The sequence below is a fragment of the Hymenobacter sp. UV11 genome, from assembly GCF_004684095.1.
Classification (GTDB): Bacteria; Bacteroidota; Bacteroidia; order Cytophagales; family Hymenobacteraceae; genus Hymenobacter.
The window spans coordinates 34,808-58,734 of sequence record NZ_SRII01000019.1 but is presented as its reverse complement, the minus strand read 5'-3'; the positions used below and the strand labels follow the sequence as shown (position 1 = coordinate 58,734).

The following is a 23,927-nucleotide window of genomic DNA, read 5'->3' as shown; positions in this document are numbered from 1 at the left end:
TTGGTCTTTCACCACCGAAAAGGCCCGCGATAAGTTGAAAAACAGATACGCTGAACTGACCAAAGTAACTAACGAAATTAAACTGTCAGACCACTAGATTAAAACCGCGCTTGCAGCTTGGCGAAGAGGAAGCGGCCGTTGGAGCCCATTTGCACGGGGTCCCAGGCGCCGCCGGTTTCGGTGGCCTGGGGGTTGAAGAAGTTGGGGTACTTGTTGAACAGGTTGGAGCTGCCCAGCGACAGGCGCAGCTGGTTGGTGAGGGCGTAGCTCAGGGCTACGTCGGTGGTTAGGCGCGGGTCGTAGCGGTTCTCGTCGCCGTTGTAGTCAATCAGCGTTACGCCACCAAACTCGACGAAGCGCACCAGCGCGCCGAAGCGGCCCAGGCTGTAATCGAAAGTGAGGTTGATTTTAAACGGCGGCGCGGAGGCTTTCACAAAGGCCTGCTCGCGGGCCCCGAAGAACGTTTCTTCCTTGCCGGCCAGCAGCGGCGTAGTTTGCACGCTGGTCACGTTCAGGCGGTTGAGGTTGCCGGCCAGCGTGGTGGTGAGGCGGCCGCTGCCTACCCCCAGCGTATTGGCCAGCACGGCGTCGAGGCCCCAGGTAGTGGTGCTGGCGGCGTTGGCAAAGAACTGGGCCTGGCCCACATTGAGGCTGGCCAGCGTGGCCCCGATGGCGCTGTCGGTCTGGTCAAAAGTGCCCGTGAGCACGATGCGGTCCTGGATGTGGATGTAGTAGCCATCCACGGTGAAGGTGAAAATGGAGCCGGCCCGGCCCGTAAAGCCCAGGCTGGCCGAGCGCGACAGCTCGCGCGTGAGCGGCGGAATGCCCACGGCCGTGGTCACGGGCCCATTGTTGCGGTCGAGCAGAATATCGACCGGCTTACCCCCTACTACGTTGGTAAACACGGTATTGAAGTTAATCTGGGCCAGCGACGGTGCCCGGAAGCCGCTGCTCAGCGTGCCGCGCAGCGAGAAGTTATCGCTCAGCTTGTACCGGGTAGCGAGCTTGCCGGTCACGTTGCTGCCAAAGTCGCTGTAGTTTTCGAAGCGCACGGCGCCCTCTACCAGCCAGGCCTGGGTCACGTTGAGCTCGGCATCGGCATACACGCCGATGTTGTTACGGCTGGCCTTCAGCTCGTTGCGCGGCTGAAAGCCGGGGAAGCCCTGCGACCCGCCCGCCACGCCCGTGCCCGGCGTGTAATTGGTGTAGGAGCCCGCGTCGCCGGCAAAAATCTGGTACCACTCGCGGCGGTATTCGCTGCCGAAGGCTAGGTTCAAACCCTGGGCCACGGTCTTGAAATTGCGGCTGATGTTGAGGTCCACTACATCTTGCTGCAACTGGAAACCGCCCGCGTCGAAGGTGGTCGGCGAGGTGGCGCCGAGCGTGGCGTTCAGCGTGTTTTTCACGCCGTAGTGAAAGCGGTTCGAGCCGAAGCTGTTGCTCAAGTCCACGTCCCAGCCGCCAAAAGTGCCGCGCACGCCCGCCACGCCCTGGCCATCAAAAATGGCACTGGTGATGATGGGGTCGAAACCATTGGGGTAGAGCGTGGCATTGCTGCGCGGGTTCGGAATAGAGTTGCCGCTGTCGTCGGTGACGGTCGGGAAGCGCGTGTAGGCGTAGGCGTCGCCCCGGCGCACGTTGATGCCGCCAAACACGTAGGCGTAAATATTCTCGCTGATGGGCAGCTTGCTGTTGAGGTAGGCCGAGGTATTAAGAGCCTTGGGGTCGCCGTATTGGCGGCGCTGGATGCCGTCGGGGGCGGGCACGTTGGCGCGCTGGGTGTGCTCGCGCTGGTTGAAATCGGCAGTCACATTCACGAAGCCGCCCTTCCCTACCCCCACCCCGTAGTTGGCATTCACGTTGAGGTTGCCACCGTCGAAAGTCTGGTCATCGAAGCGGTACTTGGCCGTGTAAGCACCGTAGTTTACGTTGGCGGTAAGCTCCTTAGTGCTGGTTTTGAGCACGATGTTGATGACGCCCGCAATGGCGTCAGAGCCGTACTGGGCCGAGGCCCCGTCGCGCAGAATCTCGATGCGCTCGATGCTGGCGGCCGGAATCGTGTTGAGGTCGGTGCCGGTGTTGCCCCGGCCGCGGCTGCCAAACAGGTTGATGAGCGACGACTGGTGCCAGCGCTTGCCGTTCACGAGCACCAGGGTCTGGTCGGGGCCCAGGCCGCGCAGGCTGGCGGGGTCCACGTGGTCGGCGCCATCGGCGCCGGTCTGGCGGTTCGAGTTGAAGGAGGGCGCCACAAACTGCAGCAGCTGGTTCACATCGAGCTGGCCGGTTTTGGCCGTCACCTGCTGCACGTCGATAATATCGACCGGCGAGGGCGAGTCCGTGACGGAGCGGTTGAGGCTGCGCGAGCCCACCACCTGCACGTCTTCGAGGGCGGTAGTGCTTTCGGCCAGCTTCACGGTAATAGCGCCGCCCGTGGCGCTCACTTCCTGGGGCGTGTAGCCCAGCGCGCTGATGACTAGCCGGGGCTGGGCCGTGCGGGACCGCAGCACAAAGCGCCCGTTGCCATCGGTGCCCGTGCCGTTGTTGGTGCCTTTTTCTACCACCGTCGCCCCAATCAGGGGCCGGCCGGCGGCGTCCTGCACCTGGCCCGCTAAAGTCTGGCTTTGCGCCCAAGCCGTGCTGGTTGCCATTAGCAGCGGCAACGCGAATAGACCGTGTTTCATGAGGGTATAAGCGTATGGTGAGAAACAAATGTATAGCACTGTGCTCCCTACCCCCTCAAAACGCACCCTAATCATCCTTATAATGCAAAAAACCAGCCTGACGAGGCTGGTTTTTTGTGCAGTTTAAATAAACAATTGGTACTTAATTCCCCGACTGGGGTCAAATCAGCATCCGCATGGGGTCTTCCAGCAGGGCTTTCACCGTTTGCAGGAAGGCTGCGCCGGTGGCGCCGTCTACTACCCGGTGGTCGCAGCTCAGGGTCACCTTCATAATGTTACCAATGGCCAGCGCGCCATCCTTCACCACAGCGGTTTGCTTGATGCCGCCCACGGCCAGAATGCAGGCATCGGGCGGGTTGATGATGGCGGTAAACTCATCGATACCAAACATGCCCAGATTGCTGATGGTGAAGGTGCTACCCTCCCACTCCGACGGCTGAAGCTTCTTGCTCTTGGCTTTGCCGGCCAGCTCTTTCACCTCGGTGGCGATGGTTGCCATGCCCTTGCCGTCGGCGTTGCGAACAACGGGCACCAGCAGGCCTTCGTCTACGGCCACGGCCACGCCGATATTCACCACCTTGTTTTGGCGAATACGGTCGCCGAGCCAGGACGAGTTGATGGCCGGGTGCTGCTTGAGCGCCACGGCGCAGGCCTTGATAACCATGTCGTTGAACGACAGTTTCACCGGCGACAGCTCGTTGAGCTTCACGCGGGTTTCCATGGCCTTGTCCATCAGTATTTCCATCGTGAGATAGAAATGCGGAGCCGTAAACAGGCTCTCCGACAGGCGCTTGGCAATCACCTTGCGCATCTGCGATACGGGCGTGTCGGTGTAGGTGCCTTCGGCCGCAACTGGGGCGGCAGTGGGCTTGGCTTGCGCTGCCCCTTGGTTGGCGGTCGGCTGCTCGGGCAGGGCCGCCTGGATGTACTCATTCGGGGCCGAAGCCGGCGCGGCAGCGGGCGCCGATGCAGCAGCCTGAGGCTGGGCGTTTTCGAGGTCGCGGGCTACGATGCGGCCGTTTTCGCCGCTGCCTTTAATCTGGCGCAGGTCCACGCCTTTGTCTTTGGCAATGCTCTTGGCCAGGGGCGAGGCGAGCAGGCGGCCGGTGCTTTCGGCCGGGGCGCTGGCAGCGGCAGGAGCCGATGCGGCGGCCGGCACAGCGGCTTCGGGCGCGGCGGGGGGGGTAGGGGCAGCTGCGCCGCCGCTCTGGCCCCCAAGCAGGGCCTGAATATCAGCACCTTCCTCGCCGATAATGGCCAGAACGCCATCTACTTCTACAGCTTCTCCTTCCTTGGGGCCGGTGTAGAGCAGGATGCCATCCTCGTAGTTCTCGAGCTCCATCGTGGCTTTGTCGGTTTCGACTTCGGCTAGCACGTCGCCCGACTTCACTTTGTCGCCTACTTTTTTGAGCCAGGCGGCAATGGTGCCCTCGGTCATCGTGTCGCTCATCTTGGGCATGCGCACCACGATGGCTTTTTTGCCGTTGGCAGGAGCAGCGGGCGCGGCGGCGGGGGTAGGTGCCGGGGCAGCAGCCTGCGGAGCGGGCGCCGGGGTTGGGGCGGGAGCCGGCGCAGCAGCGGCCGGGGCCGGGGTGCTACCCCCGTTCTGGCCATTGAGCAGGCCCGAAATGTCTTCGCCTTCTTTGCCCACAATGGCGAGCACGCCATCTACGGGTACGGAGTCTTTTTCTTTGGGACCGATGTAGAGCAGGATGCCATCCTCGTAGTTTTCCAGCTCCATCGTGGCTTTGTCGGTCTCGACTTCGGCCAAAATGTCGCCCGACTTCACTTTGTCGCCTACTTTTTTGAGCCAGGCCGCGATGGTCCCTTCGGTCATCGTGTCGCTCATTTTCGGCATTTTGATAATTTCGGCCATCGGAGTTGCAGGTTGGGATTGGGGGCCAAAATTAGCCGCCAAAAGGTGGGGAAACAATCTAAGTTATGTTGTCCGCTAGTAGTTGGCAGTTACGCGGTGCTGCTTGGCCGTTAGTAGTTGTTGGTTGAGCAGCCCGCGCCATGAGCTGGCTGACAACGGGCAACGCGCAGCGGACAGCTACTGCGCAGGGGCCAAATGGCTGACATCCAAAAAATTGCGAATAGTATAGCGCGAGTCCGTGTAGTGCAGCTTGTAGAGGCAGAGATTCTGATGCTCAAAGCCATCCATGCAGCGCAGGGGGTAGCCCATGAGCTGGCACAGCAGCACACGCAGGGCGCGGCCGTGCAGGCACACCAGCACCCGCTCATCTTGGGGCCGGCTCTGCAGCAGCTCGATAAAGGGGCGCTGGCGGGCGGCTACCTCGGTCGGGCTTTCGCCGCCGGGTAGGCGGGCGTGGTCGTCGCCGGCGCGCCAGGCGTCGAGCACGCGGCCGTATTCAGCGTCTTCCTGGGGCGTGATGCGACTGCCCTCTCGGGTGCCCCAGCTGATTTCGTTGAGGGCCGCGTGGGACTCGTGCGGCAGGCCTTTTTCGATGAACTGCTGCACCGATTGATGGGTGCGCTTGAGCTTGGACGTGTAGACGCGGGCAAACGGCGTGTCTTTGTAAGCGGCCCAAAACTGGGCGGCCTGCTCGCGGCCGCGGGCGTTGAGGTCAGAGTTGATGCCGCTACCCTGCACGATGCCCTGCACGTTGAAATCGGTTTGGCCGTGGCGAAGAAGATAAAGCTGCTGAATGGGCACGGGATAGGCGCGTAGTTTTGCCGAACAATGCCGTAAAGTACGGGTTGGCACTACGTAAGTTGATTTACATCGTTTGTCATGGCGAACCTGCGAAGCAGTCTTTCCTTATCGTTCGCTTCAGTAGGTTAGCAATTCTGACGTGAAGGAAAGATTATCGCGCTCCGCTTTGCTTCGCTCGCAATGACAAACGATTTCAACTAATTACGACCAAAAAATGACTCTTGACGACGTAAAAATCTGGGCTTCGCACCGCCCTACCCTGGCTGATGCGCTGGGCATTGAGCTAACGGACATCACCGATACCTACCTCGAAGGCCGCATGCCCGTGGACGGCCGCACGCACCAACCCATGGGCCTGCTGCACGGCGGGGCCTCGGTAGCGCTGGCCGAAACGCTGGGCAGCATTGGGGCGGCCACCCGCATCGACGTGACCAAGCAGGCCTGTGTGGGCCTGGAAATCAACGCGAATCACATCAAGGGCGTGCGCGCCGGCTGGGTGCGCGGCCGGGCTACGGCGCTGCACGTGGGCCGCACCACGCAGGTGTGGGAAATTCGCATTACCCACGAAGAAACCGGCGCGCTGGTGTGCATCAGTCGCCTTACTATGGCCGTGATTGACCTGCCCGCCGCCAAGGACCAGCCGGCCTGATGCAGCCCACCGACCTTCGGCTCCTACCCTGGCCCGCGGCGGCGGCCGGCCTCGACGCGCCGGCCCGCCTGCGCCACCTGGCGGCGGGCGCCCTGCGCACGGGCCGGCCGCTGGCCATCTGGCGTGAGCCGGGCGCAGTACAGCCGCACCTGCTGGTAGCGCGCTCGCTCGAAGCTACTTACACCGGCCTACCCCCCGCCCTGGATGCGGCCGCGCCGGCGGGCTTCGCGTTCTTTCCGTTTCGCGATTCGGACCACAACCCGGCGTTGTTTCTGCCCGCCGATGTGCAGTATGACCTGGCCCAGCCCGAGGCGGTCCGCATTGCGCCGGCCGCGCGCGGGCTGGTGCCCAATATTGCCGCCTGGCTCACGCTGCCTACCCCCCCTACCCTGGACTGGCACCACAGCGCGCAGCCCGCCCCGCCCCCCACTACCCAGGCCGATTATACCGCGCTGGTGCGCACCGGCGTGGCGGCCATCGAGGCTAAAGAAGTGGTGAAAGTGGTGAGCTCGCGGGTGGCGCACCGGCCGCTGCCGGCGGAGTTCGACCCGCTAGTGGCGTTTCAGGAATTGAGCCGGAAATACGAGCGCGCCTTTGTGTCGCTGGTGAGTGTGCCGGGGGTAGGCACCTGGCTCGGGGCCTCGCCCGAGGTGCTGGCCGAGGTCACGGCCGATGGGCATTTTCACACGATGGCCCTGGCCGGCACCCAGCCGCTAGTGCCGGGCCACCGGCCGCAGGATGCCATTTGGCGGCAGAAGGAAATTGAAGAGCAGGCCCTGGTGGCGCGCTACATCGTGAGCTGCTTCAAGCAGTTGCGCCTGCGCGAATACCAGGAAACCGGCCCGCGCACGGTGACTGCCGGCCAGCTCCTACACCTGCGCACCGACTTTGAGGTGAACCTGCAAAACGTGCCTTTTGCGTCTTCATTGGGCACCGATATGCTGCGGCTGCTGCACCCCACCTCGGCCGTGGGCGGCATGCCCAAGGTGGCGGCGCTGGAGTTTTTGCGCCGCCACGAGCGCTACGACCGCGCCTATTATAGCGGCTTTCTGGGGCCGGTGAACGTGGCCGCGCCCGGCGTGTCGCGGCTTTTCGTGAACCTGCGCTGCCTGCAGGTGCGCCCCACCGAGGCCATTCTCTACGCGGGCACCGGCCTCACCGTCGATTCGGACCCCGCCCGCGAGTGGCAGGAAACGGAGATGAAGCTGCAAACCGTGGCCGCGGTGCTGGGGTAGGGATGCACCGTGGCGCGTTCTTGCTCTACCTTGCCAGGGCGCGTGCAGAGTAGCGCGAACTTTGTAGTTCGCGGCCCCGCGCCGCTAGCTCATTCCGGGTCGCGAACTACAAAGTTCGCGCTACTACTCAACTCTCTCTCTGCCTATGACACGCCAGTTTACTTTCCTCTTATTACTGAGCGCCTGGGCTTTGTCGGCCCAGGCACAATTGCCCGCTTTGCTACAATCCTACGCGCGCACCAGCGCCGTGACGGGCCGTGAGGAGGAAGCCAGCCGCTTCGTAGAGCAGTTGTTTAGGGCCGGCACCCTGCGGCACGACCGGCTCGGCAACCTCGTGCTGGTGCTGGGCAGCGGCAGCCCGCGCCGCCTGCTGACGGCCCCGCTCGACGAGCCCGGCTACGTGGTGAGCCAGATTCAGGCCAACGGCTACCTGCGGGTGGCCCCGGTGGGCGGCGGGGCGGTCGGCGCTTTATATCACCAGTTTCTGGAAGGCCACGACGTGCGCATTGGCACGGCCAGCGGGCCGCGCAACGGCATTTCGACCGTGCCCTCCTCGCACTACGACAACCTGCGGGCCGCGCCCGAGCGCACCCTACCCCCCTTTTCGTGGCAAGCCGCTTTTCTGGACGTGGGTGCCAATTCGGCGGCGGCCGTGGCCCAGCAGGGTATTCACTTACTCGACCCCGTGGCCTTGGAGAAAAAGCCCGTGCTCGTGGCGCAGCAGTGGATAGCCGCGCCGGCCATGCGCGAAAAAGCCGCCGTCGTAGCCCTGGCCACCGCCGCCCAGGCGCTGCTGGCCGCGCCGCCCGCCGGCACTACCATCATCGCCTGGACGACCCTCGACCTGCTCAACGGCAAGGGTTTTGAGGCCGTGGCCAACCAGTACGGCCCCTTCAACGAGGTGTACCGCTTCGACCGCAACCTGGAGGCGGAGGCCCAGGGCACGGGCCAGTTCCTGGCCGACCAGGAGTTCACGTCCCTACCCGGCCAAACCCTGGCGCAGCCTACCCGGCCGGCGCGCAAGCCGGTTTTGCCAAATACGCAGCTGGCCAGCTCCCACACTTATCTATTGGGGCTGCCCGCTCGCTACGCCCACACGCCCGTTGAGGCGGTGGCGGTGGCCGATGTGCAGCAGCTCATCCGGGCGTGGCTAGTGGCGGCGGGCGCGCCGGGCGCGGCCGTAGCCCAGGTCCCTACCCCTCCCGTTTTGCCCAAGCTGCCCGCACCGGCGGCCACTCCCGAAGCCCAACTGCTGGCGGGCCTGGTGGGCCAGTATGGCGTGAGCACCGCCGAAACGCCCGTGCGCGAGTTCATTGCCCGGCAATTACCCGCCTGGGCCAAGCCCACTACCGACCAGGCCGGCAACCTCACCCTGAGCTTTGGGCAGGGCAAAAAACACCTGGTATTCGTGGCCCACATGGATGAAGTGGGCTTCGTAGTCGATTCCATTCGGCCCGATGGGCGGCTGGTGCTCAGTATGAAAGGCGGCGCGTTTCCGTGGCTGTGGGAAGCCCAGCCGGCCCTGCTGCACCGGCCAGGCCAGGCCGATGTGCCGGCCGTGTTTGAGCCGCGCCCGCAGTACCTGAGCGCCACCAAGCGCGCGGCGACCGGGTCGCTCACGGTATTTGCGGGCTACGCGTCGGCGCAGCAGGCGCAGGCGGCGGGCATCCAAGTGGGCCGCACCACCGTGACCATGCCCAAGGCGGTGCGCCCGCTGGGGCCCAACCGCGCCGCTGCCCGCGGCCTCGATGACCGGGCCGGCTGCGCGGCGCTGCTGCTGAGCCTGCGCCACCTCGACCCCGCCAAGCTGCCCTGCCGCGTCACCTACGTGTGGTCGACGGGCGAAGAAATCGGCCTACTGGGTGCGGCCTACGCCTCGCAGAGCCTGCGCGATGCTGATGTGGTGTACCCGATTGACACCTTCGTGTCGTCGGATGCGCCGCAGGAGTCGCCGGCCTTTGGCTACTGCCCGCTGGGCCAGGGCGCGGTTATTCGGGTGGTGGAGAGCATCAATTTTGCCCGGCGCGACCTGGTGCAGCACGTGCACGCGCTGGCCGACCGCCAGCACATTGCCATTCAGGAAGGTATGACGGTGGGCGGCACCGACGGCATGGAATTTATGAACTACGGCATTCCGTCGGTGCCGCTGTCGTGGCCCGGCCGCTACTCGCACTCGCCCGTAGAAGTGCTCGACTACCGCGACCTGACCAGCCTGGTGCGCCTGCTCGGCGCGCTGCAAACCGAAGGCCCGGCCGCCCCGGCCCGCCGCCCTACCCCCCGCTCCCGACCCTAACCGACTGCATGAACAACCAAGCCGTTTTCAACATCGCCGAAATCTGCGCCCGGCACGGCATCACCGACGTTATCCTGTCGCCCGGCTCGCGCTCGGCGCCGCTCACGCTGGCCTTTGCCCGGCACCCGGCCTACCGCGGCAAGCTGCGCGTGGTGCCCGACGAGCGGGCCGCCGCCTTCATCGGCCTCGGCATTGCGCAGGCCACGCGGCGGCCGGTGGTGCTGGTGTGCACCAGCGGCACGGCCGGCCTCAACTACGCGCCCGCCGTGGCGGAGGCCTTTTTTCAGCAGATTCCGCTGCTCATCCTCACCGCCGACCGTCCGCCCGAATGGATAGACCAGCTCGACGGCCAGACCATCCGCCAGCGCAACCTCTACGGCGCGCACGCCAAAGCCGCATTCGATTTTCCCGCCGACACTACCCACCCCGATGCCAAGTGGCACGCCGAGCGAATTATCAATGAAGCGATTAATCTGACGCAGGCTGTTTCTGCCGGGCCGGTGCAGGTGAATATTCCGCTGCGCGAGCCGTTTTATCCGAAGCCGGGGGAAGAGATTGTGTACGAGCAGGATGTGAAGATTGTTCGCGACGACCACGCCAATACCATCCTACCCCCCGCCGAAATCCTGGACTTGCGCCGCCAGCTGCGCACTGCCGGGCGTGTGCTGGTAGTGGCCGGCCAACAGGCCGAAAACCCGACGCTGACGGCCGCGCTCTACGAGTTTGCCGAGGTGCGGCAGGTGCCGGTGGTGGCCGATACCATTGCCAATGTGGGCAACGTGCCGGCCGTGCGGCGGCAGGATATTTTCCTAGCCGGCCTGTCTAAAGAGCAAAAGGCTGACTTACGGCCCGACTTGCTCATCACCTTCGGCCAGTCGCTGATTTCGAAGGCGTTGAAGCTGTTTTTGCGCGATGCGGCGCCCGCCGAGCACTGGCACTTGCAGCCAGCCGGCGAGGTGGCCGACACGTTTCGCAGCCTCACGCGTATCGTTCGGGTGCAGCCAGCGGTATTTTTTCAGCAATTGGCAGCTTTTGAAACGAAGGATTATGACCGGGCGGCGGCTTCGAGTCCAACCGGACCCACTGCCCCTACCCTCACCTGGCAACAGGCCGACGCGGCCGCTGCCCAGTTTCTCAGCAATTTTTTTGCGGCCGACGGCCAGCCCTTCAACGAGTTTTCGGCCATTCGCCAGGCGCTGGCGGCTCTGCCCGATGGCACGGCGCTACATCCTGCCAACAGCATGGCCGTGCGCTACGCCAATATTCTGGGCTTACCTAAAGGCCGCCAAATTGAAGTCTTCGCCAACCGGGGCACCAGCGGCATCGATGGCTGCAACAGCACGGCCGTGGGCGCGGCGCTGGCCCAGCCCGAGCGGCCGGTAGTGCTGCTAACCGGCGACGTGGCGTTTTTCTACGACCGCAACGCGTTCTGGCACAAGTACCCTACCCCCAACCTACGGGTCGTACTCTTCAATAACCACGGCGGCGGCATTTTCCGGCTCATCGACGGGCCGCGCCAGCAGCCGGAGCTGGACGAGTTTTTTGAAACCACCCAGGCGCTCACGGCCGAGAACCTGTGCCGCGATTTTAGCCTGCGCTACTTCCCCGTATCCTCGTTTGTCGAACTCAATGCCGCGCTGCCGGTTTTCTTTGCAGCCGAAACCGGTGCGGCCGTGCTCGAAGTCTTCACCGACTCGCGTACCAACGCCGCCTTTTTTGAAGAATACCGCGCCGCCGTGCGCCAAGCCTTTTCGTAGAACAACTCTGCGTCTTCTGCGAAAACTTCTGCGCCCTCTGCGGGCTAAAACGTGAGAACGGCGTTTCCCGCAGAAGTCGCCGAGGCTTTGCGCAGAAGACGCAGAACTCAAATCCAACCTTTATGTCCGAACCCATAGCGTGGACCCCGATTAAGGAGTTCCAGGAAATCATTTTCTCCCAGCACGGGGGCATTGCCAAAATCAGCATCAACCGGCCGCAGGTGCACAACGCCTTCACGCCGCTCACGGTGGATGAGATGATTGAGGCGATGGACATCTGCCGCAACCGCACCGACATCGGCGTCATCATCCTCACCGGCGAGGGGGGTAGGGCGTTTTGCTCGGGCGGCGACCAGAGCGTGCGCGGCCACGGCGGCTACGTGGGCGGCGACGCCGTGCCCCGCCTCAACGTACTCGACCTGCAGAAGATGATTCGCAGCATTCCCAAGCCCGTCATTGCCATGGTGGCCGGCTGGGCCATCGGCGGCGGCCACGTGCTGCACGTAGTGTGCGACCTCACGGTGGCGGCCGACAATGCCCGCTTCGGCCAGACCGGTCCCAATGTGGGCTCGTTCGACGGCGGCTTTGGCGCGAGCTACCTGGCGCGTATCGTGGGCCAGAAAAAAGCCCGCGAAATCTGGTTTCTCTGCGACCAGTACGACGCCCAGGAAGCCCTCGATATGGGCCTCGTCAACAAGGTAGTGCCCCTCGATAAGCTGGAAGAAACCACCGTAGGCTGGTGCAATAAAATCCTGCAAAAGAGCCCCTTGGCGCTGCGCATGCTGAAATCCAGCTTCAACGCGGAGCTCGATGGGCAGGCCGGGATTCAGGAGCTGGCCGGCAACGCTACCCTGCTCTACTACTTGAGCGAGGAAGCCAAGGAGGGTAAAAATGCCTTCCTCGAAAAGCGCCAGCCCGACTTCTCGAAATTCCCGAAATTCCCGTAGGGAGCCGTGCAGCTTTAGCTAGTGAAACGTACAGAATTTCTGCAAAGGCAGAAATTCTGTACGTTTTTTCTTACCTGTTTAGGACGCTGGCAGCTAGGCCGTTAGGTAAGCTCGAGGCCAAGCCAAGTACAGCTGAGGCCGCAAGGCCACCTATTTATCAGGCGTAACCCTCTGCTAATCGGAGCGTTAGAAAAGGCTCTTCTTACTAAACGCAACTCCCGGCCATGCAGCAACAACCTATGCAGCACAATCACTACCCCAAGTTTTTCCTTACGCTTGGCGTGTCGTTCGTCGTCATGTACGTGGTGATGTACCTCAACACCTATGAGTGGGACCACGTGTATTTCAGCCTCATGCGCTTCTACATGACGTGCCTGATGATTGTGCCGATGGCCTTCATTATGCTAGGTTTTATGGGCTCGATGTACCCTAAACGTTGGGTGAACCTGTTTATCGGCGGCGCGGGTACTATGCTGTTTGTAGTAGTATATTTTCTGATGCGCACCCAGTCGTTTGTGGGTGATATCCGGTGGATGGAGGCTATGATTCCGCACCACTCCATTGCCATTCTTACCAGTGAGCGGGCCAACATTCAGGACCCCGAAGTGCGCAAGCTGGCCGATGACATTATTACTGCGCAAAAACGCGAAATCGGCGAAATGAAGCAGATGATAAAACGACTCAAAGAGCAGCCGTAAGCGTTCCCTCACTGTATAGAAAAAGCCCCGTTGTGAATAACGGGGCTTTTTTAGTAGTAAGAAATTTTCACTGGTTAAAAGCTAAAGCCAAGGGCGTGAAAGCTACTGCAAACGGCGACAAAGAAACGCCGCTGCTCCTCTTGGCGCCGCTTTTTCAGGGCTTTGGCGCGGGCTTTTAGGGCCGCGAGCTTGGGACAGGCGGTGGAGGTAGCGTCGGTATGTTGGATAGGGGCGGTAGGATGCGGCTGAGTAGGCATGGCAGCAAGGAGGATGGTACTGGCTCAATATACGACATTTTTTTCGAAAAAGCAAGTACTCACTCACCTTTTTTGTCTCATCTATCAAGGACCGTCTGAAAAAAAATGTCATTCCAGTAATCTCCGAACCAGCTCGGCTTTTACTCTACGGCCTACCCCCGCTTTTCGGAATGTTAAGCTGGGCCGATATGCCCCGCCGCCTGTTTAAGTACGCTACCGGGCCCCTGGCGAGCCGGCCCTGGCCAGTGGAACCCTAAGGCTACGTGGCACAGAAGTTATGACAAGTAAACCAGCGGCTATGGTAGCAACTTACATGAATAGGTGCTCAGTTTGAGCGCCAAGCCTACCATGACCGACGCGGAGTATAATCAGAATATGCAGCGCTTCCGGCGCAGACATTGGCTTCACTTTGGGGTGCAGGGCGGCCTGCTGGGTGGGGTGGCGCTGGCCGGGCGCCACCAGGCTATTGGGCTGACGGCCACCGGTTCGCGGCTGGCTACCTGGCCCGTAGTGCTCGCGCTGCTGGTAGTGGTGCCGCTGGTGAGCGTGGCGCTATACGTGGTGTGCCGGCGCATCAGGCCCAATATCCGGCGACCCTACACCGAAAATATGCGCATTTACCAGAGCCGATTAGTGGTGCAATAGCCTGCTGGGGTTGCTGGGCTTGCCCCTGCTCGCCGCCTACCTGCTCACGTACCACGCGGGGATACTGGTTGCCTACGGCGCGCTACTACTACTTTTGAGCCGCCAGACAGTGCCTTCGGCCCAAACCTACCAGCGCTGGCTGCTGAGCTAGCGCCCACGCAGCGACTAGCTGGCTGCGCGCTCCGATTTTTAGTTTGCTCCCCATGCCTACTCCCAACCTCCCCACTTCCCTGCTGCTCAACGGCCGCGAATTCAGCTACGAAAGCCTGCAGCAGAGCCCTACCCCCCATGCCCGCCTCAACGGCTACGAGGCCAAGGTGCTGGAGCTGCTGCGCCAGTGGCTGCTGGGGTCGCACGAGTTTGGGCTGCGCACTTCGGGCAGCACCGGGCAGCCGCAGCTCATTGTGCTGAAACGGCGGCAGCTGGTGGCCTCGGCGGCGCGCACCGGCGACTACTTCGACCTGGGGCCCGGCGACCGGGCGCTCGTCTGCCTCAACTGCGAGTTTATTGGTGGCAAGATGATGCTGGTGCGTGGGCTGGAGCGCCGCATGCACCTGACCATCGTGGAGCCGCACGCCGACCCGTTTAACTTCGTGCCGGCCGAGGCTGAGTTTGATTTTGCGGCCTTCGTGCCCCTGCAGCTGCGGGCGATGCTGGCGGCAGGCCGGGCCGGGCGGCTGGATAAAATGCGGGCCATTCTGGTGGGCGGCGCGGGCGTGGAGCCCAGCCTGCTGGCCGAAATTCAGCAGCTGACCGTGCCGGTGTACCTGACGTATGGCATGACCGAAACGGCCTCGCACATGGCCCTGCGGCTGCTCAATGGACCCAAAGCCAGCCTGCACTACCACGTGCTGCCGGGCCTGCACCTGGGCCAGGACGAGCGCGGCTGCCTCACGGTGCGCGGCGACGTGACCGACGATAAACTCATCGTGACCAACGACCGCATCGAGCTGCTGGATAAGCATACCTTCGACTGGCTGGGCCGGGTCGATTTCGTCATAAACTCGGGCGGCGTGAAGGTGCAGGCCGAGAAGGTAGAGCAGGTGCTCGACGTGGCCCTGGCCCAGCTGGGGCAAACGCGCCGTGCCTTCGTGGCCGGCCGGCCCGACGAGCGCCTCGGCCAGGCCGTGACGGCCTACGTGGAGGGCGCCGCCCTACCCCCCCCCACCGAGCGCAACCTGCTGGGCCTGCTGGCCGAGCGCCTCGGCAAGTACGAAGTGCCCAAGACGGTGCGCTACGTGCCGGCTTTTAAGTCGACGGCCTCGGGCAAGCTCGACCGGGCGGCTACGATGCGGTGCGTGGAGCAGCCCCGCCGCCAACCTTAACTCTTGTTGATGAATAGATTAGCTAGCTTTTTTACCCAGCGGCGGCGCTGGCGGGCCGGCCTGTTGGCCACCACGAGCCTGGCGCTGCCAGCCCTGGCCCTCGGCCAGATTCCCGACTCGACCAGGACGCACATTGAGGCCGATACCACGGCCGCGCCGGTGGTGGCACCCAGCGTCAGCGCGGCCGGCGGCCTACCCTCCTCCGAGTTTGAAACGTACAATGTGAATGGCCGGGGCATTCGCTACACGGCGGCCCTCACGGGCATCTACAGCACGGGCACCGTGGAGCGTATCTACTTCACTACCAGCCATACCGGCAGCCTGGCCCTGGGCAAGCACTGGCTGCTGCCGGCGGCCCTCAACTACAGCTACGGCAAGCAGGATGGCCTGTTGCGCGAGCGCGAGCTGCTGGGCCTGTTCACGCCGGCCTACAAGCGCGGCCGCCTCAAGTACTACGCCCTGGCCGAGGGCGAGCAAAGCAACCTGCGCGCCATTGCCCGGCGCTTCGTGGTGGGCGGGGGGGTAGGCTACCAACTCTACCTCGATACGCTGCGCAACGAGGTGACGGTCAGTCAGTTTTTCATCTACGAGCACACCGAGTTTCTCGAAGGGCTGCGGCGGCAGGTGCCCCGCTCCTCTACCCGCCTCAAGCTGCGCTTCAGTAAGGGGCCGGTGGTGTTCACGGCGCTGGGCTTCTACCAGCCCTCGCTGCAGGATTTTACCAACGACTACCGCCTCAATACCACTAGCAGCCTGAACTTTAGCGTGAGCCGCCACCTGGCCCTCACGGCCGCCTACACGTACTCTTACGAGAGCATCGCAGTTGAAAACCGCAGCTCGCTCAATACCAACCTCACGGTGGGCTTTACCTACTCGACGGGCAAGTAGGTGGCCGATGAGGGCCGTTTTTTACCCTGCTACTCGTAGAATTTTTGGCGGGTCCGGGCGTCTACGCCGTGAATGCGCAGGTCTTTTTGCGAAAAAAGCGGCTCGCGGTTGCGCACTACCCGAATGAGCGGGCCGATGAGCACCTTGGCCCGCACGTAGAAAACGGGGCCGCTGATTTCGCGGCGCACCAATTCGGGCACGAAAAGCGGCTGCCGCCAGCCCGCGCCCGCGCCCAGACTGGCCCAGGAAAACAGCCGCATTTGGGCCGCCATCGAAGGCTCGACGAGCGCGATGAAGTCGCGCGGTGAGCGCACGCGGTTGTAGTCCTCGTTGTTGTATTCGATGCGCACCGCGCCCATGCCGCCCTGCAGGTTGGCGCCCAATTCCCAGCGCGGGTTTTCGAGCACGATGTACTCGCCATAGAGCGCCACGTTGTAGAAACGCAGGGTAGCGTCGGCCTCGTCGGCGGCATTATCGGGCGGTTCGAGGCGGGTAGGAATGCGGCTGCTAAGGAAGTAGAACGCGGCCCCGGTGCGCACACGGCCGCGCCACTCCAGGCCCAGCTTCACCCCGTTAATAATAGAAAACTTGCCGTTGATGATGGAGTAGCGCGAGTCAATCTGCACTACCAGGCGGCGGCGGGCAAACACCGGGGCCGGCCGCGCGGTATCGCGCGGGGCCTGGCTCAAACGCGGCCAGCCCGGCCCCAATGGCGCGGCCACGGCCGGCGCGGCCACGGCCGCCAGCAACCCCGCCACGAGCCACCAGCGCACTCCCAACCAATAGCGAACTAGCTGATTAATAAACGTAAACAAACAAATTAATCCTTTCACAAGGCCAGTACGCAACGCGCGGCCGGGCCGTTAAAATAGTAACACTACAGAGGTGCTTAACCGGGTAGTGCGGCTAAGGTTTGAGGGCCTGCTCCAAGGCCGCCTCCATGGCCGGGCCACTGGAAGGCAGCGGCGGGTGGTTAGCAATAATGCGGCCATCGCGGCCGATGAGCCAGTAGCTCGGAATGGTCTGCACCCCAAAGGCCTTAGCGGCCGGGCCCTCGAAGGCCCCAGCGTCGTGCAGCTGCACGGTGTTGGGGCTGGCGGGCTGCTTGGTGGCCAGGTAGCGCTGCCAGTCGGCGGCCTTGCTATCGAGCGAGACGTAGAGGAACACCACATCGCGGCCCGCAAATTTCTGGCGCAGGGCCAGGCTGGCGGGCATTTCGGCCAGGCAGGGCGCGCACCAAGTGGCCCAGAAATCGAGGTACACCACCTTGCCGCGCAGGCTGCTGAGGGCTACTGGCCGGCCGCTGGCGTCGGGCAGGGTGAAGTCGGGCGCGGGCTGGCCGGTGGCGAGGGCGAGGTGGGCACGCACCGCCTGGCGCAAGTCGCGGGCAATGGTCGAGTCGTGGTTGTGAGCCCGAAAATCGGGCAGCAGCGGGCGAATGTCGGTGTGCTCGCTTTCCACCTTGCCCAGCAGATACTGGCCCACGGTCACGTCGCGCACGCGGCCATCGCCGAGCACGTCGGTGGCCCGCTGGTAGAGGCGGTCACCGGCGTTGCGGCCGGTGGGCAGGTTGCCATCCGGGTCGTTGAGCTGGGTGAAGCCGTAGGTCATCAGCACGCTTTGAAAGGCGCTCTGGGTGAGTGAGGAATCGCGCCGGTCGAGCTGCAATTCGCGCATAAAGGCGTAGTAATCAACGGGCAGGGTGGCGTAGCCATCGCGCCGCCGCTCGGCCGACTGCCGCGAGTAGTAGCTCAGCAGCGAGCTGGCCCACTCGTAGTCGAGGGCCTGCTGCTGCTGGCGCAGAAAAGCCGCCGGCAACGGGTGCGCCGCCGCAAAACCGGTCAGCGCCGCCCGCCGCCGCAGGCGGTAGGCATCGGCGGTGCGGCGCAGTTCGGCGGCGCTGAGAGTGGCGGCGCGGGCATCGGGGGTGCGGCGGGCCTCATCGTCCTGGCTGGCTAGCAGGTAGCTGCGGGCCAGGTAGTTGTTGGCATTGGCCCCGCCGCCGCTGAAGGCAATGGTCTGGTCGAGGCGGCCGGGGTCGAAGGTGGCCCGTAGGTCGTTGCCGGGCGTGAGGTACAGGGTCGCAAACTCACTGCCGTAGCCCAGGCGCGCCTCGGTGGGGCCGGCCAGGGGGGGTAGGGCCAGGCGAAAGTCACCGGCCGGGCTCACCTTGGCCGTCACAGTCTGGGTGGGGCGGCCGCGCCAGTCGGGCGCGTAGCTGAGGCTGATGGTGGCCGCCGTCACGGCGTCGAGGTGGCCGCCCACTACCACGCCATTGCCGATGGGCGCAGCGGCCAGGGCCGTTGGGGCCGCTCGAAAAGGCGGCGCCTTGAAGGGCGGCGGCGGGGGTAGGGCGGGCCGCCGGCGCTGCGCGGCGCCCGGCATCGGCCCGCCCAGTAGCAGCCCTATCCCTAGCAGCAGGCTCAAAAGCAGGGCCTTACGCTCAAGGGCGCGGCAAGTCAAGGTAACAGCCATAATAATGCTGACAAATAAGCCCAGCTAGGCAAAGATAGCCGGGCCTACCCCTCCCCTGCCGGATTTGCGCTTAGCTAGTTCTTCAGCGCAGCCTCGATGGCGGCCACGGTTTTGGGGCCGTCGGAGGGGCGCGGGGCGTGGGCCAGCACGATGTGCCCATCGCGGCCGATGAGCCAATAGCTGGGAATGCCGTTAGCCTGGTAGGCGGCCTGGGTGGAAGCCGGGCCGTCCTGGTCGCGCAGGTGTACGCTGTTGGCACCAGTCAACGGATGCGAGGCCAAGGACTTCTCCCAGTCGGCGGCACTGCGGTCAACCGACACGTAGAGGAACACCACCTCGCGGCCCTCGAATTGTTTTTTCAACTCCACGGCGGCGGGCGTTTCGGCCAGGCAGGGCACGCACCAGCTGGCCCAAAAATCGAGGTACACCACCTTGCCTTTGAAATCGGCCAGCGACACCGGCTGGTCGCTGGCATTGCGCAGGCTGAATACCGGGGCTGGCTTGCCGGGCAGCAGGGGCGCCTGCTTTTGCAGGATGGCGCGCAGGGAGTGAGCCAGCGTCGAGTCGCGGTTTTGGGTGCGGAACGTGGGGTAGGCGGTCACCACGGCGCCCGCATCGCCCATAATAAGCTGGGCGCTCAACAGCTCAAAAATGGCAAAGTCGCGGGCGCGGCCGGGGCCGAGGTCAGCCGTGGCCTGGGCGTAGAGGCGGTGGGCGCTGGCGGGGTCGGCGCTGAGCGGGGTAGCGACGTCGAGGCGGTTGCCATAGCTACTCAAGAACCGCAGCACGGGCTCGCGTTCGGCCTGGCTATCGAGCTGGTGGAGGGGAAGTTGCGACAAAAAGCTGAAATAATCGGCCGGCAGCACCGCCTCAGCTTTGGTTTTGTAGCGGATGTAGGCCGGGTAGTCGAGCAGAAAGCGGCCCCACTGCAAATCCACATCGAGCGCCTGCTGCTGCTGAAAGGCCGCCGGCAGCGGGTGCGCCCTGGCATAGCTGGCCAGGAAGCTGCGCTGCTGCTGCCGGAAAGCATCGGCGTACTGGCGCGCCTCGGCCGGCGTGGTGGTGGGCTGGCGCTGGTCTTGCGGGCGGGGCACCGCGCCGGCCGGGCCATACTCAAATTTGTAGAGCGACTGGGCCAGGTAGTTGTTGGCCACCGCCCCCCGGCCGCTGTACACCAGCGTTTTATCAAAATCAGCAAAGTCCAGCTTCAGACTCAGCTGGTCGCCGGGCGTGAGGTAGCACATGGTGCGCTGGCGGGCGTAGCTCAGGCTGCCAAGCACCGGAGCCTTCAGGTCTTTTATAGTGAGGGCAAAGTCACCGCTGGCGCTCAGGGCCGCTTTGTAGGGGTGAGGGCCCAGCCACACGGACACCGTATCGCCGGCCGGCGCGTGGTCGAGGTGGCCGCTGAAGCGCGTGATAGGCGGGCCGGACGCCGCCAGCAGGTGAAGCGCAGTGCCCAGCGTGAGGGCGGGTAGGAGCGGCAGCATACGCGATAATTGGCTGAGGTGGAAACAGGTACGGCAATATAAGAGCCTGGACGGATGCTAGTGGTTGCTTCGCCCCCCGCAGTTGGCGGGTTGGCCGGCGGGGCGGGCGGCTTCACCCCTTTTGGGCTAGCGGAGGGGGGTAGGGAGCCCGTAGTTTTGACGCAGTTACTACCCCCCCTAACGACCCCATGCCGACGCCCGACTTCCTGTTTTCTCTGGCCAACCCGCTCGCTATGCTGGGCTGGGCCTTGCTGGTGCTGGCCCCGCGCTGGCGCTTTACGAAGCGACTGGTGCTCAGCAGCGCATGGTCGCTGGGTCTGGCCGCCGCCTACGCGGCGCTCATCACCACATACTACCTCAATGGCCACGGCAGCGAGGGCGGCTTTGGCTCACTGGCGCAGGTGGCGGCCTTGTTCCGGGACCCGTGGGCGCTGCTGGCGGGCTGGGTGCACTACCTGTGCTTCGACCTGTTCGTGGGGGCCTGGGAAGTGCGCGATGCCCAGCGGCGCGGGGTGCCCCACGGCTGGCTGGTGCCGGCGCTGGCGCTCACCTTTTTGTTTGGGCCGGTGGGGCTGCTGGTGTATTTCGGCGTGCGCCGGGTTTTTGGCGATAAATCTTTACCTCTTGAAAATCAATAATATAACTTTATGAAAACGCTGCTCGCATCCCCGTTTGAGGTCAACGCCCAGGCTTACCGGCCGGCCCCTACCCCCCTCGCGTCGGCCCAGTCGGCCGTGGCCGAAGCCCTGTGCGTGCTGCACCGCGTGAACCCCGCCCTGAGCTATACCGGCTGGCTGCACGTGGGCCTCACGGTGGCGGCCCTGGCGCTGCTGCCCCTCGACCAGCGCCACGTAACCGGGGCGCTGGTGTGGCTCAAGCCGCTCAAATTCGCGCTTTCGGGCCTGGCCTATACCTGGACGCTGGCCTGGCTGCTGGCCGACCTGCCGGCCCCGGCGCAGCGCAGCGTGCGCCGCCTCAGCGGGGCCGTGGCGCTGAGCATGGTGGTCGAGATAGTGATTATTTTCATGCAGGCCGGGCGCGGCGTAAGCTCGCACTACAACGTGAGTAGCCCCGTCAATGGCCTTTTATTCAGCTTGATGGGAATTTTTATTCTCGTCAATACAGCCATGACCATCTGGGCAGTGTACCTGGCCTGGCGCTACCGGCCGCACGGGTCGGCGGGCTACGTGTGGGGCCTGCGGCTGGGGCTGCTGGTGTTTTTGGTGGGCTCGGCGCTGGGTGGCTTCATGATTCACCAGATGCAGCACACCGTGGGCGCGCCCGACGGTGGCCCCGGCCTGCCCGGCCTGGGCTGGAGCACCGTGGCAGGTGATGTCCGCACGGCCCACTTTCTAGGCATGCACGCCCTGCAGGCGCTGCCGCTGCTGGGCTGGGCGCTGGGCCGCCGCGTGCCACGCCGGGCCGCGCTGCTGACGGGGGTAGGCGCCGCGCTGTACGTGGCGGCGGTGGCCGGGCTGCTGGCCCAGGCGCTGGCCGGGCGGCCGCTGCTGTAGCGCCAAGCGTGCCAAGTAGCCCGACCTTCGCGGCCATGAACAATCGGCGGTTTTTGAGCTGGGGCATTTGGCTGGTGGCGGCCCTGGAGCTGGTGGCGCGCGGCATCTTCAACGAGCCGCTGGGTTTCTACTGGCTGGTGGCCTACGGCATCTCGCTCACGTTTACCTTGGCGCTGTGGTTTGGCAACCTGGGGCTGTGGGGCTGGCTGCTGCGGCGCTGGCCCCAGGCCCGCCACACGGCCCGCCGCCTGTGGTGGCTGGCGGCGGGCGCCGTGGCCTACACGCTGCTCGTGACGCTGAGCCTCGGCGCGGGCCTGGCGGCCCTGCAAGGCTACCGCCTGGGGCTGCTGGATGGCCTGCGCGAAACGGCTCTCAACCTGGTTTCGACGCTCATTGTGCTGCTCGTGTACGAGAGCCGGCACCTGTTTGAGCAGTGGGAAACCAACCTGCGCCGGGCCGACCACCTGGCCCAGGCCCAGCAGCAGGCCCAGCTCGACGCCCTGGCCCAGCAGCTCGACCCGCACTTTTTGTTCAACTCGCTCAACACGCTATCGGCCCTCATCGAGCCCGAAAACGAAGGCGCCCAGCACTACGTGGAGGGCCTGGCCGACGTGTACCGCTACGTGCTGCTGAGCCGCGAGCGCCCCACCGTGCCGCTGGCCGAGGAGTTGGCCTTCGTGCAGACCTACGTGGCGCTGCAAAAGGTGCGGTTCCGGGACAATGTGCAGGTGAGCTACGACCTCCCTACCCCCTGCCTGGCCCGGCACGTGGCCCCGCTCAGCGTGCAGGTGCTGGTTGAGAACGCCTTCAAGCACAACGAGGCCTCGCGGGCCCGGCCGCTGCACCTGCGCCTGGTGGCCGAGGGCGACACGCTGCGCGTCGAAAACACCTGGCAGCCGCGCCCCGCCGGCCTGGCCCCCGGCACCGGCACGGGCCTGGCCAACGTGCGCCAGCGTTACGCCCTGCTCGGTGCGGCGCGGCCGGTGGAGATTACGCAGGCGGACGGCATCTTTGCCGTGGCGCTGCCCCTGCTGCCGCCAACTTAGTCTGCGCTTATGGCGGTTGCTCCCCTTGTGCTTTTGGCCAGTGCCCGGTCGGCGGGCCACACGGCGGCGCTGGTGCGCCACGTTTTTGCGCCAGCCGACTGCGTGGTGACGGATTTGCTAGCTATGTCCCTGGCCCCTTATTCCTACACGGGACACTACCCCCCTGGCGATGCCTTTTCGGAGCTTACCCGGCAGCTGCTGGCGCACGAAACCCTTGTGCTGGCCACGCCCGTGTACTGGTACGCCATGAGTGGGCTCCTGAAGACTTTTTTTGACCGGCTTACTGATTTGACAACCCGCGATAAGTCGCTGGGCCGCCAGCTACGAGGCAAGCGGGTACTCTTGCTGGCTACGGGCACCGATGCGGCTTTGCCACCCGGCTTTGAGGAACCGTTTCGGCGCACGGCCCGCTACTTCGACATGGCGTTTGGCGGCAGCTTGTATTATTCCCAAAAATATCCCCTCGCCGCCCCCTTGTGGACCGAAGCCCTTGGTGCCTTTCGGGCGCAGCTTACTCCGGCCACCTGATTACCTATGCTCCCGCTCCGCATTCTCATTCTCGAAGACGAATACCCGGCCGCCGAGCGCCTGCAACGGCTGTTGGCCCAGGCGGCGCCCACGGCGCAGGTGCTGGCCGTGCTCGACACGGTGGCCGGCGCGCTGGCCTGGCTAGATAGCCACCCCGCGCCCGACCTCATCCTCAGCGACATACAGCTGGCCGATGGGCTCAGCCTCGACGTATTTACCCAAACGCTGGTGCGCAGCCCGGTCATTTTTACTACCGCCTACGACCAGTACGCGCTGCAAGCCTTCCGGGCCAATGGCATCGATTATTTGCTCAAGCCCCTCAAGCTGGCCGACTTGCAGGCCGCGCTTCAAAAGCTGCGCTTTGTGAATGAAGAAGTAGCAGTACGTAATTCCTCCTTCGTCATTCCCAATTCTTCAGTCAATTTAGAGCGCCTGCTCGATGCCCTACCCCGGCCCCAGCAGCCGTACAAGACGCGGTTTCTGGTGCGGCAGGGCGAAACGCTGCTGCCCCTGCCCGCCGCCGAGGCCGCCTGGTTTCAGAGCCGCCACGAAACCACCACGCTCGCCACCCACGACGGCCGCCGCTTCGTGGTAGACTACACCCTGGAGCAGCTGGAGAAGCTGCTCGACCCTACCCACTTCTTTCGGCTCAACCGCCAGCTGATTGCCCAATTGCCGGCCGTGCGCCGGCTGGTGCCCCACTTCGGCGGCAAGCTGCTGGTGGAGCTGGCCCCCGCCCCCACCGAGGAAGTGCTAGTGAGCAAGGAGAAGGCCAGCGCCGTGAAGAGCTGGCTGGAGGGGTAGGGTTTTATTTTTTTTAGTAAA

Annotated in this window: 21 protein-coding genes; 15 read left to right on the top strand and 6 right to left on the bottom strand. The window is 64.2% G+C overall.

The features are described from left to right. Window positions 1-98 precede the first annotated feature (98 nt). The 3 genes from E4631_RS23725 to E4631_RS23715 all read right to left on the bottom strand — a co-directional run bounded on the left by E4631_RS23725 (window position 99) and on the right by E4631_RS23715 (window position 5,358). Entirely contained in the window at window positions 99-2,681 is a 2,583-nt protein-coding gene (locus tag E4631_RS23725; protein WP_133657724.1) for a TonB-dependent receptor, read from the bottom strand. A gap of 160 nt (window positions 2,682-2,841) precedes the next feature. Beyond that, window positions 2,842-4,557: a pyruvate dehydrogenase complex dihydrolipoamide acetyltransferase gene (locus E4631_RS23720; RefSeq protein WP_133657725.1), complete on the bottom strand. Its 1,716-nt coding sequence runs from the start codon at window positions 4,555-4,557 to the stop codon at window positions 2,842-2,844. 177 nt (window positions 4,558-4,734) lie between these two features. Further along, complete coding sequence (locus tag E4631_RS23715) at window positions 4,735-5,358, bottom strand: histidine phosphatase family protein (RefSeq protein WP_133657726.1); 624 nt, start codon at window positions 5,356-5,358, stop codon at window positions 4,735-4,737. Window positions 5,359-5,572: 214 nt separating this feature from the next. Between E4631_RS23715 and E4631_RS23710 the strand changes: the two genes are divergently transcribed. The 10 genes from E4631_RS23710 (at window position 5,573) to E4631_RS23670 (ending at window position 16,052) form a co-directional block, all read left to right on the top strand. Then, window positions 5,573-6,007: a hotdog fold thioesterase gene (locus E4631_RS23710; protein ID WP_133657727.1), complete on the top strand. Its 435-nt coding sequence runs from the start codon at window positions 5,573-5,575 to the stop codon at window positions 6,005-6,007. After that, entirely contained in the window at window positions 6,007-7,242 is a 1,236-nt protein-coding gene (locus tag E4631_RS23705) for a chorismate-binding protein (RefSeq protein ID WP_133657728.1), read from the top strand. Before E4631_RS23710 ends, E4631_RS23705 begins: the two co-directional genes overlap by 1 nt. 145 nt (window positions 7,243-7,387) lie before the next feature. After that, window positions 7,388-9,535: a M20/M25/M40 family metallo-hydrolase gene (locus E4631_RS23700; RefSeq protein ID WP_133657729.1), complete on the top strand. Its 2,148-nt coding sequence runs from the start codon at window positions 7,388-7,390 to the stop codon at window positions 9,533-9,535. Between the two features lie 8 nt (window positions 9,536-9,543). Next, window positions 9,544-11,292 (top strand): 2-succinyl-5-enolpyruvyl-6-hydroxy-3-cyclohexene-1-carboxylic-acid synthase, encoded by a 1,749-nt coding sequence (menD, locus tag E4631_RS23695; RefSeq protein ID WP_133657730.1) that lies wholly within the window; start codon window positions 9,544-9,546, stop codon window positions 11,290-11,292. A gap of 122 nt (window positions 11,293-11,414) precedes the next feature. Further along, the gene (menB, locus tag E4631_RS23690; protein ID WP_133657731.1) at window positions 11,415-12,239 is read left to right on the top strand and encodes a 1,4-dihydroxy-2-naphthoyl-CoA synthase; all 825 of its coding nucleotides are present in this window, start codon (window positions 11,415-11,417) and stop codon (window positions 12,237-12,239) included. A gap of 224 nt (window positions 12,240-12,463) precedes the next feature. After that, window positions 12,464-12,937, top strand: a complete 474-nt coding sequence (locus tag E4631_RS23685; RefSeq protein WP_240735208.1) for a DUF305 domain-containing protein — start codon at window positions 12,464-12,466, stop codon at window positions 12,935-12,937. A 587-nt stretch (window positions 12,938-13,524) separates the two neighbouring features. Beyond that, window positions 13,525-13,839: a hypothetical protein gene (locus E4631_RS23680; RefSeq protein WP_166648096.1), complete on the top strand. Its 315-nt coding sequence runs from the start codon at window positions 13,525-13,527 to the stop codon at window positions 13,837-13,839. A gap of 19 nt (window positions 13,840-13,858) precedes the next feature. Then, window positions 13,859-13,990 (top strand): hypothetical protein, encoded by a 132-nt coding sequence (locus tag E4631_RS26860; protein ID WP_262709816.1) that lies wholly within the window; start codon window positions 13,859-13,861, stop codon window positions 13,988-13,990. Between the two features lie 52 nt (window positions 13,991-14,042). Beyond that, the gene (locus E4631_RS23675) at window positions 14,043-15,164 is read left to right on the top strand and encodes an AMP-binding protein (RefSeq protein ID WP_133657733.1); all 1,122 of its coding nucleotides are present in this window, start codon (window positions 14,043-14,045) and stop codon (window positions 15,162-15,164) included. Between the two features lie 9 nt (window positions 15,165-15,173). Beyond that, window positions 15,174-16,052 carry a DUF481 domain-containing protein gene (locus E4631_RS23670; RefSeq protein ID WP_133657734.1) on the top strand — a complete coding sequence of 293 codons (879 nt, stop codon included), beginning with the start codon at window positions 15,174-15,176 and terminating at the stop codon, window positions 16,050-16,052. A 29-nt stretch (window positions 16,053-16,081) separates the two neighbouring features. Here the strand turns inward: E4631_RS23670 and E4631_RS23665 are convergent, their stop codons facing one another. The 3 genes from E4631_RS23665 to E4631_RS23655 form a co-directional block, all read right to left on the bottom strand. After that, entirely contained in the window at window positions 16,082-16,867 is a 786-nt protein-coding gene (locus tag E4631_RS23665; protein WP_133657735.1) for a hypothetical protein, read from the bottom strand. Between the two features lie 91 nt (window positions 16,868-16,958). Then, complete coding sequence (locus tag E4631_RS23660; RefSeq protein ID WP_133657736.1) at window positions 16,959-18,527, bottom strand: TlpA disulfide reductase family protein; 1,569 nt, start codon at window positions 18,525-18,527, stop codon at window positions 16,959-16,961. Between the two features lie 74 nt (window positions 18,528-18,601). Next, a complete protein-coding gene (locus E4631_RS23655; RefSeq protein WP_133657737.1) occupies window positions 18,602-20,014 on the bottom strand; it encodes a TlpA disulfide reductase family protein in 1,413 nt (470 codons plus the stop codon). Between the two features lie 188 nt (window positions 20,015-20,202). Here E4631_RS23655 and E4631_RS23650 point away from each other — a divergent pair, with 188 nt between their 5' ends. Genes E4631_RS23650 through E4631_RS23630 form a run of 5 tightly spaced genes read left to right on the top strand, consistent with a single transcriptional unit; the run spans window position 20,203 to window position 23,906 of the window. After that, on the top strand, window positions 20,203-20,652 hold the full coding sequence (locus E4631_RS23650; RefSeq protein WP_133657738.1) for an ABA4-like family protein: 450 nt from the start codon (window positions 20,203-20,205) through the stop codon (window positions 20,650-20,652). A 9-nt stretch (window positions 20,653-20,661) separates the two neighbouring features. Next, entirely contained in the window at window positions 20,662-21,528 is an 867-nt protein-coding gene (locus E4631_RS23645; protein WP_133657739.1) for a hypothetical protein, read from the top strand. 35 nt (window positions 21,529-21,563) lie between these two features. After that, a complete protein-coding gene (locus E4631_RS23640; RefSeq protein ID WP_133657740.1) occupies window positions 21,564-22,574 on the top strand; it encodes a sensor histidine kinase in 1,011 nt (336 codons plus the stop codon). Between the two features lie 9 nt (window positions 22,575-22,583). After that, on the top strand, window positions 22,584-23,102 hold the full coding sequence (locus tag E4631_RS23635; RefSeq protein WP_133657741.1) for a flavodoxin family protein: 519 nt from the start codon (window positions 22,584-22,586) through the stop codon (window positions 23,100-23,102). Between the two features lie 6 nt (window positions 23,103-23,108). Next, window positions 23,109-23,906 carry a LytTR family DNA-binding domain-containing protein gene (locus tag E4631_RS23630; RefSeq protein WP_133657742.1) on the top strand — a complete coding sequence of 266 codons (798 nt, stop codon included), beginning with the start codon at window positions 23,109-23,111 and terminating at the stop codon, window positions 23,904-23,906. Window positions 23,907-23,927 lie beyond the last annotated feature (21 nt).

Coding starts and splice junctions, on each gene's coding strand:
- E4631_RS23720 (WP_133657725.1), bottom strand. CDS start 4,557: ATGGCCGAAATTATCAAAATGCCGAAAATGAGCGACACGATGACCGAA.
- E4631_RS23725 (WP_133657724.1), bottom strand. CDS start 2,681: ATGAAACACGGTCTATTCGCGTTGCCGCTGCTAATGGCAACCAGCACG.
- menB (WP_133657731.1), top strand. CDS start 11,415: ATGTCCGAACCCATAGCGTGGACCCCGATTAAGGAGTTCCAGGAAATC.
- E4631_RS23645 (WP_133657739.1), top strand. CDS start 20,662: ATGAAAACGCTGCTCGCATCCCCGTTTGAGGTCAACGCCCAGGCTTAC.
- E4631_RS23660 (WP_133657736.1), bottom strand. CDS start 18,527: ATGGCTGTTACCTTGACTTGCCGCGCCCTTGAGCGTAAGGCCCTGCTT.
- E4631_RS23655 (WP_133657737.1), bottom strand. CDS start 20,014: ATGCTGCCGCTCCTACCCGCCCTCACGCTGGGCACTGCGCTTCACCTG.
- E4631_RS23640 (WP_133657740.1), top strand. CDS start 21,564: ATGAACAATCGGCGGTTTTTGAGCTGGGGCATTTGGCTGGTGGCGGCC.
- E4631_RS23635 (WP_133657741.1), top strand. CDS start 22,584: ATGGCGGTTGCTCCCCTTGTGCTTTTGGCCAGTGCCCGGTCGGCGGGC.
- E4631_RS23705 (WP_133657728.1), top strand. CDS start 6,007: ATGCAGCCCACCGACCTTCGGCTCCTACCCTGGCCCGCGGCGGCGGCC.
- E4631_RS23700 (WP_133657729.1), top strand. CDS start 7,388: ATGACACGCCAGTTTACTTTCCTCTTATTACTGAGCGCCTGGGCTTTG.
- E4631_RS23630 (WP_133657742.1), top strand. CDS start 23,109: ATGCTCCCGCTCCGCATTCTCATTCTCGAAGACGAATACCCGGCCGCC.
- E4631_RS23685 (WP_240735208.1), top strand. CDS start 12,464: ATGCAGCAACAACCTATGCAGCACAATCACTACCCCAAGTTTTTCCTT.
- E4631_RS23650 (WP_133657738.1), top strand. CDS start 20,203: ATGCCGACGCCCGACTTCCTGTTTTCTCTGGCCAACCCGCTCGCTATG.
- menD (WP_133657730.1), top strand. CDS start 9,544: ATGAACAACCAAGCCGTTTTCAACATCGCCGAAATCTGCGCCCGGCAC.
- E4631_RS23670 (WP_133657734.1), top strand. CDS start 15,174: ATGAATAGATTAGCTAGCTTTTTTACCCAGCGGCGGCGCTGGCGGGCC.
- E4631_RS23675 (WP_133657733.1), top strand. CDS start 14,043: ATGCCTACTCCCAACCTCCCCACTTCCCTGCTGCTCAACGGCCGCGAA.
- E4631_RS23710 (WP_133657727.1), top strand. CDS start 5,573: ATGACTCTTGACGACGTAAAAATCTGGGCTTCGCACCGCCCTACCCTG.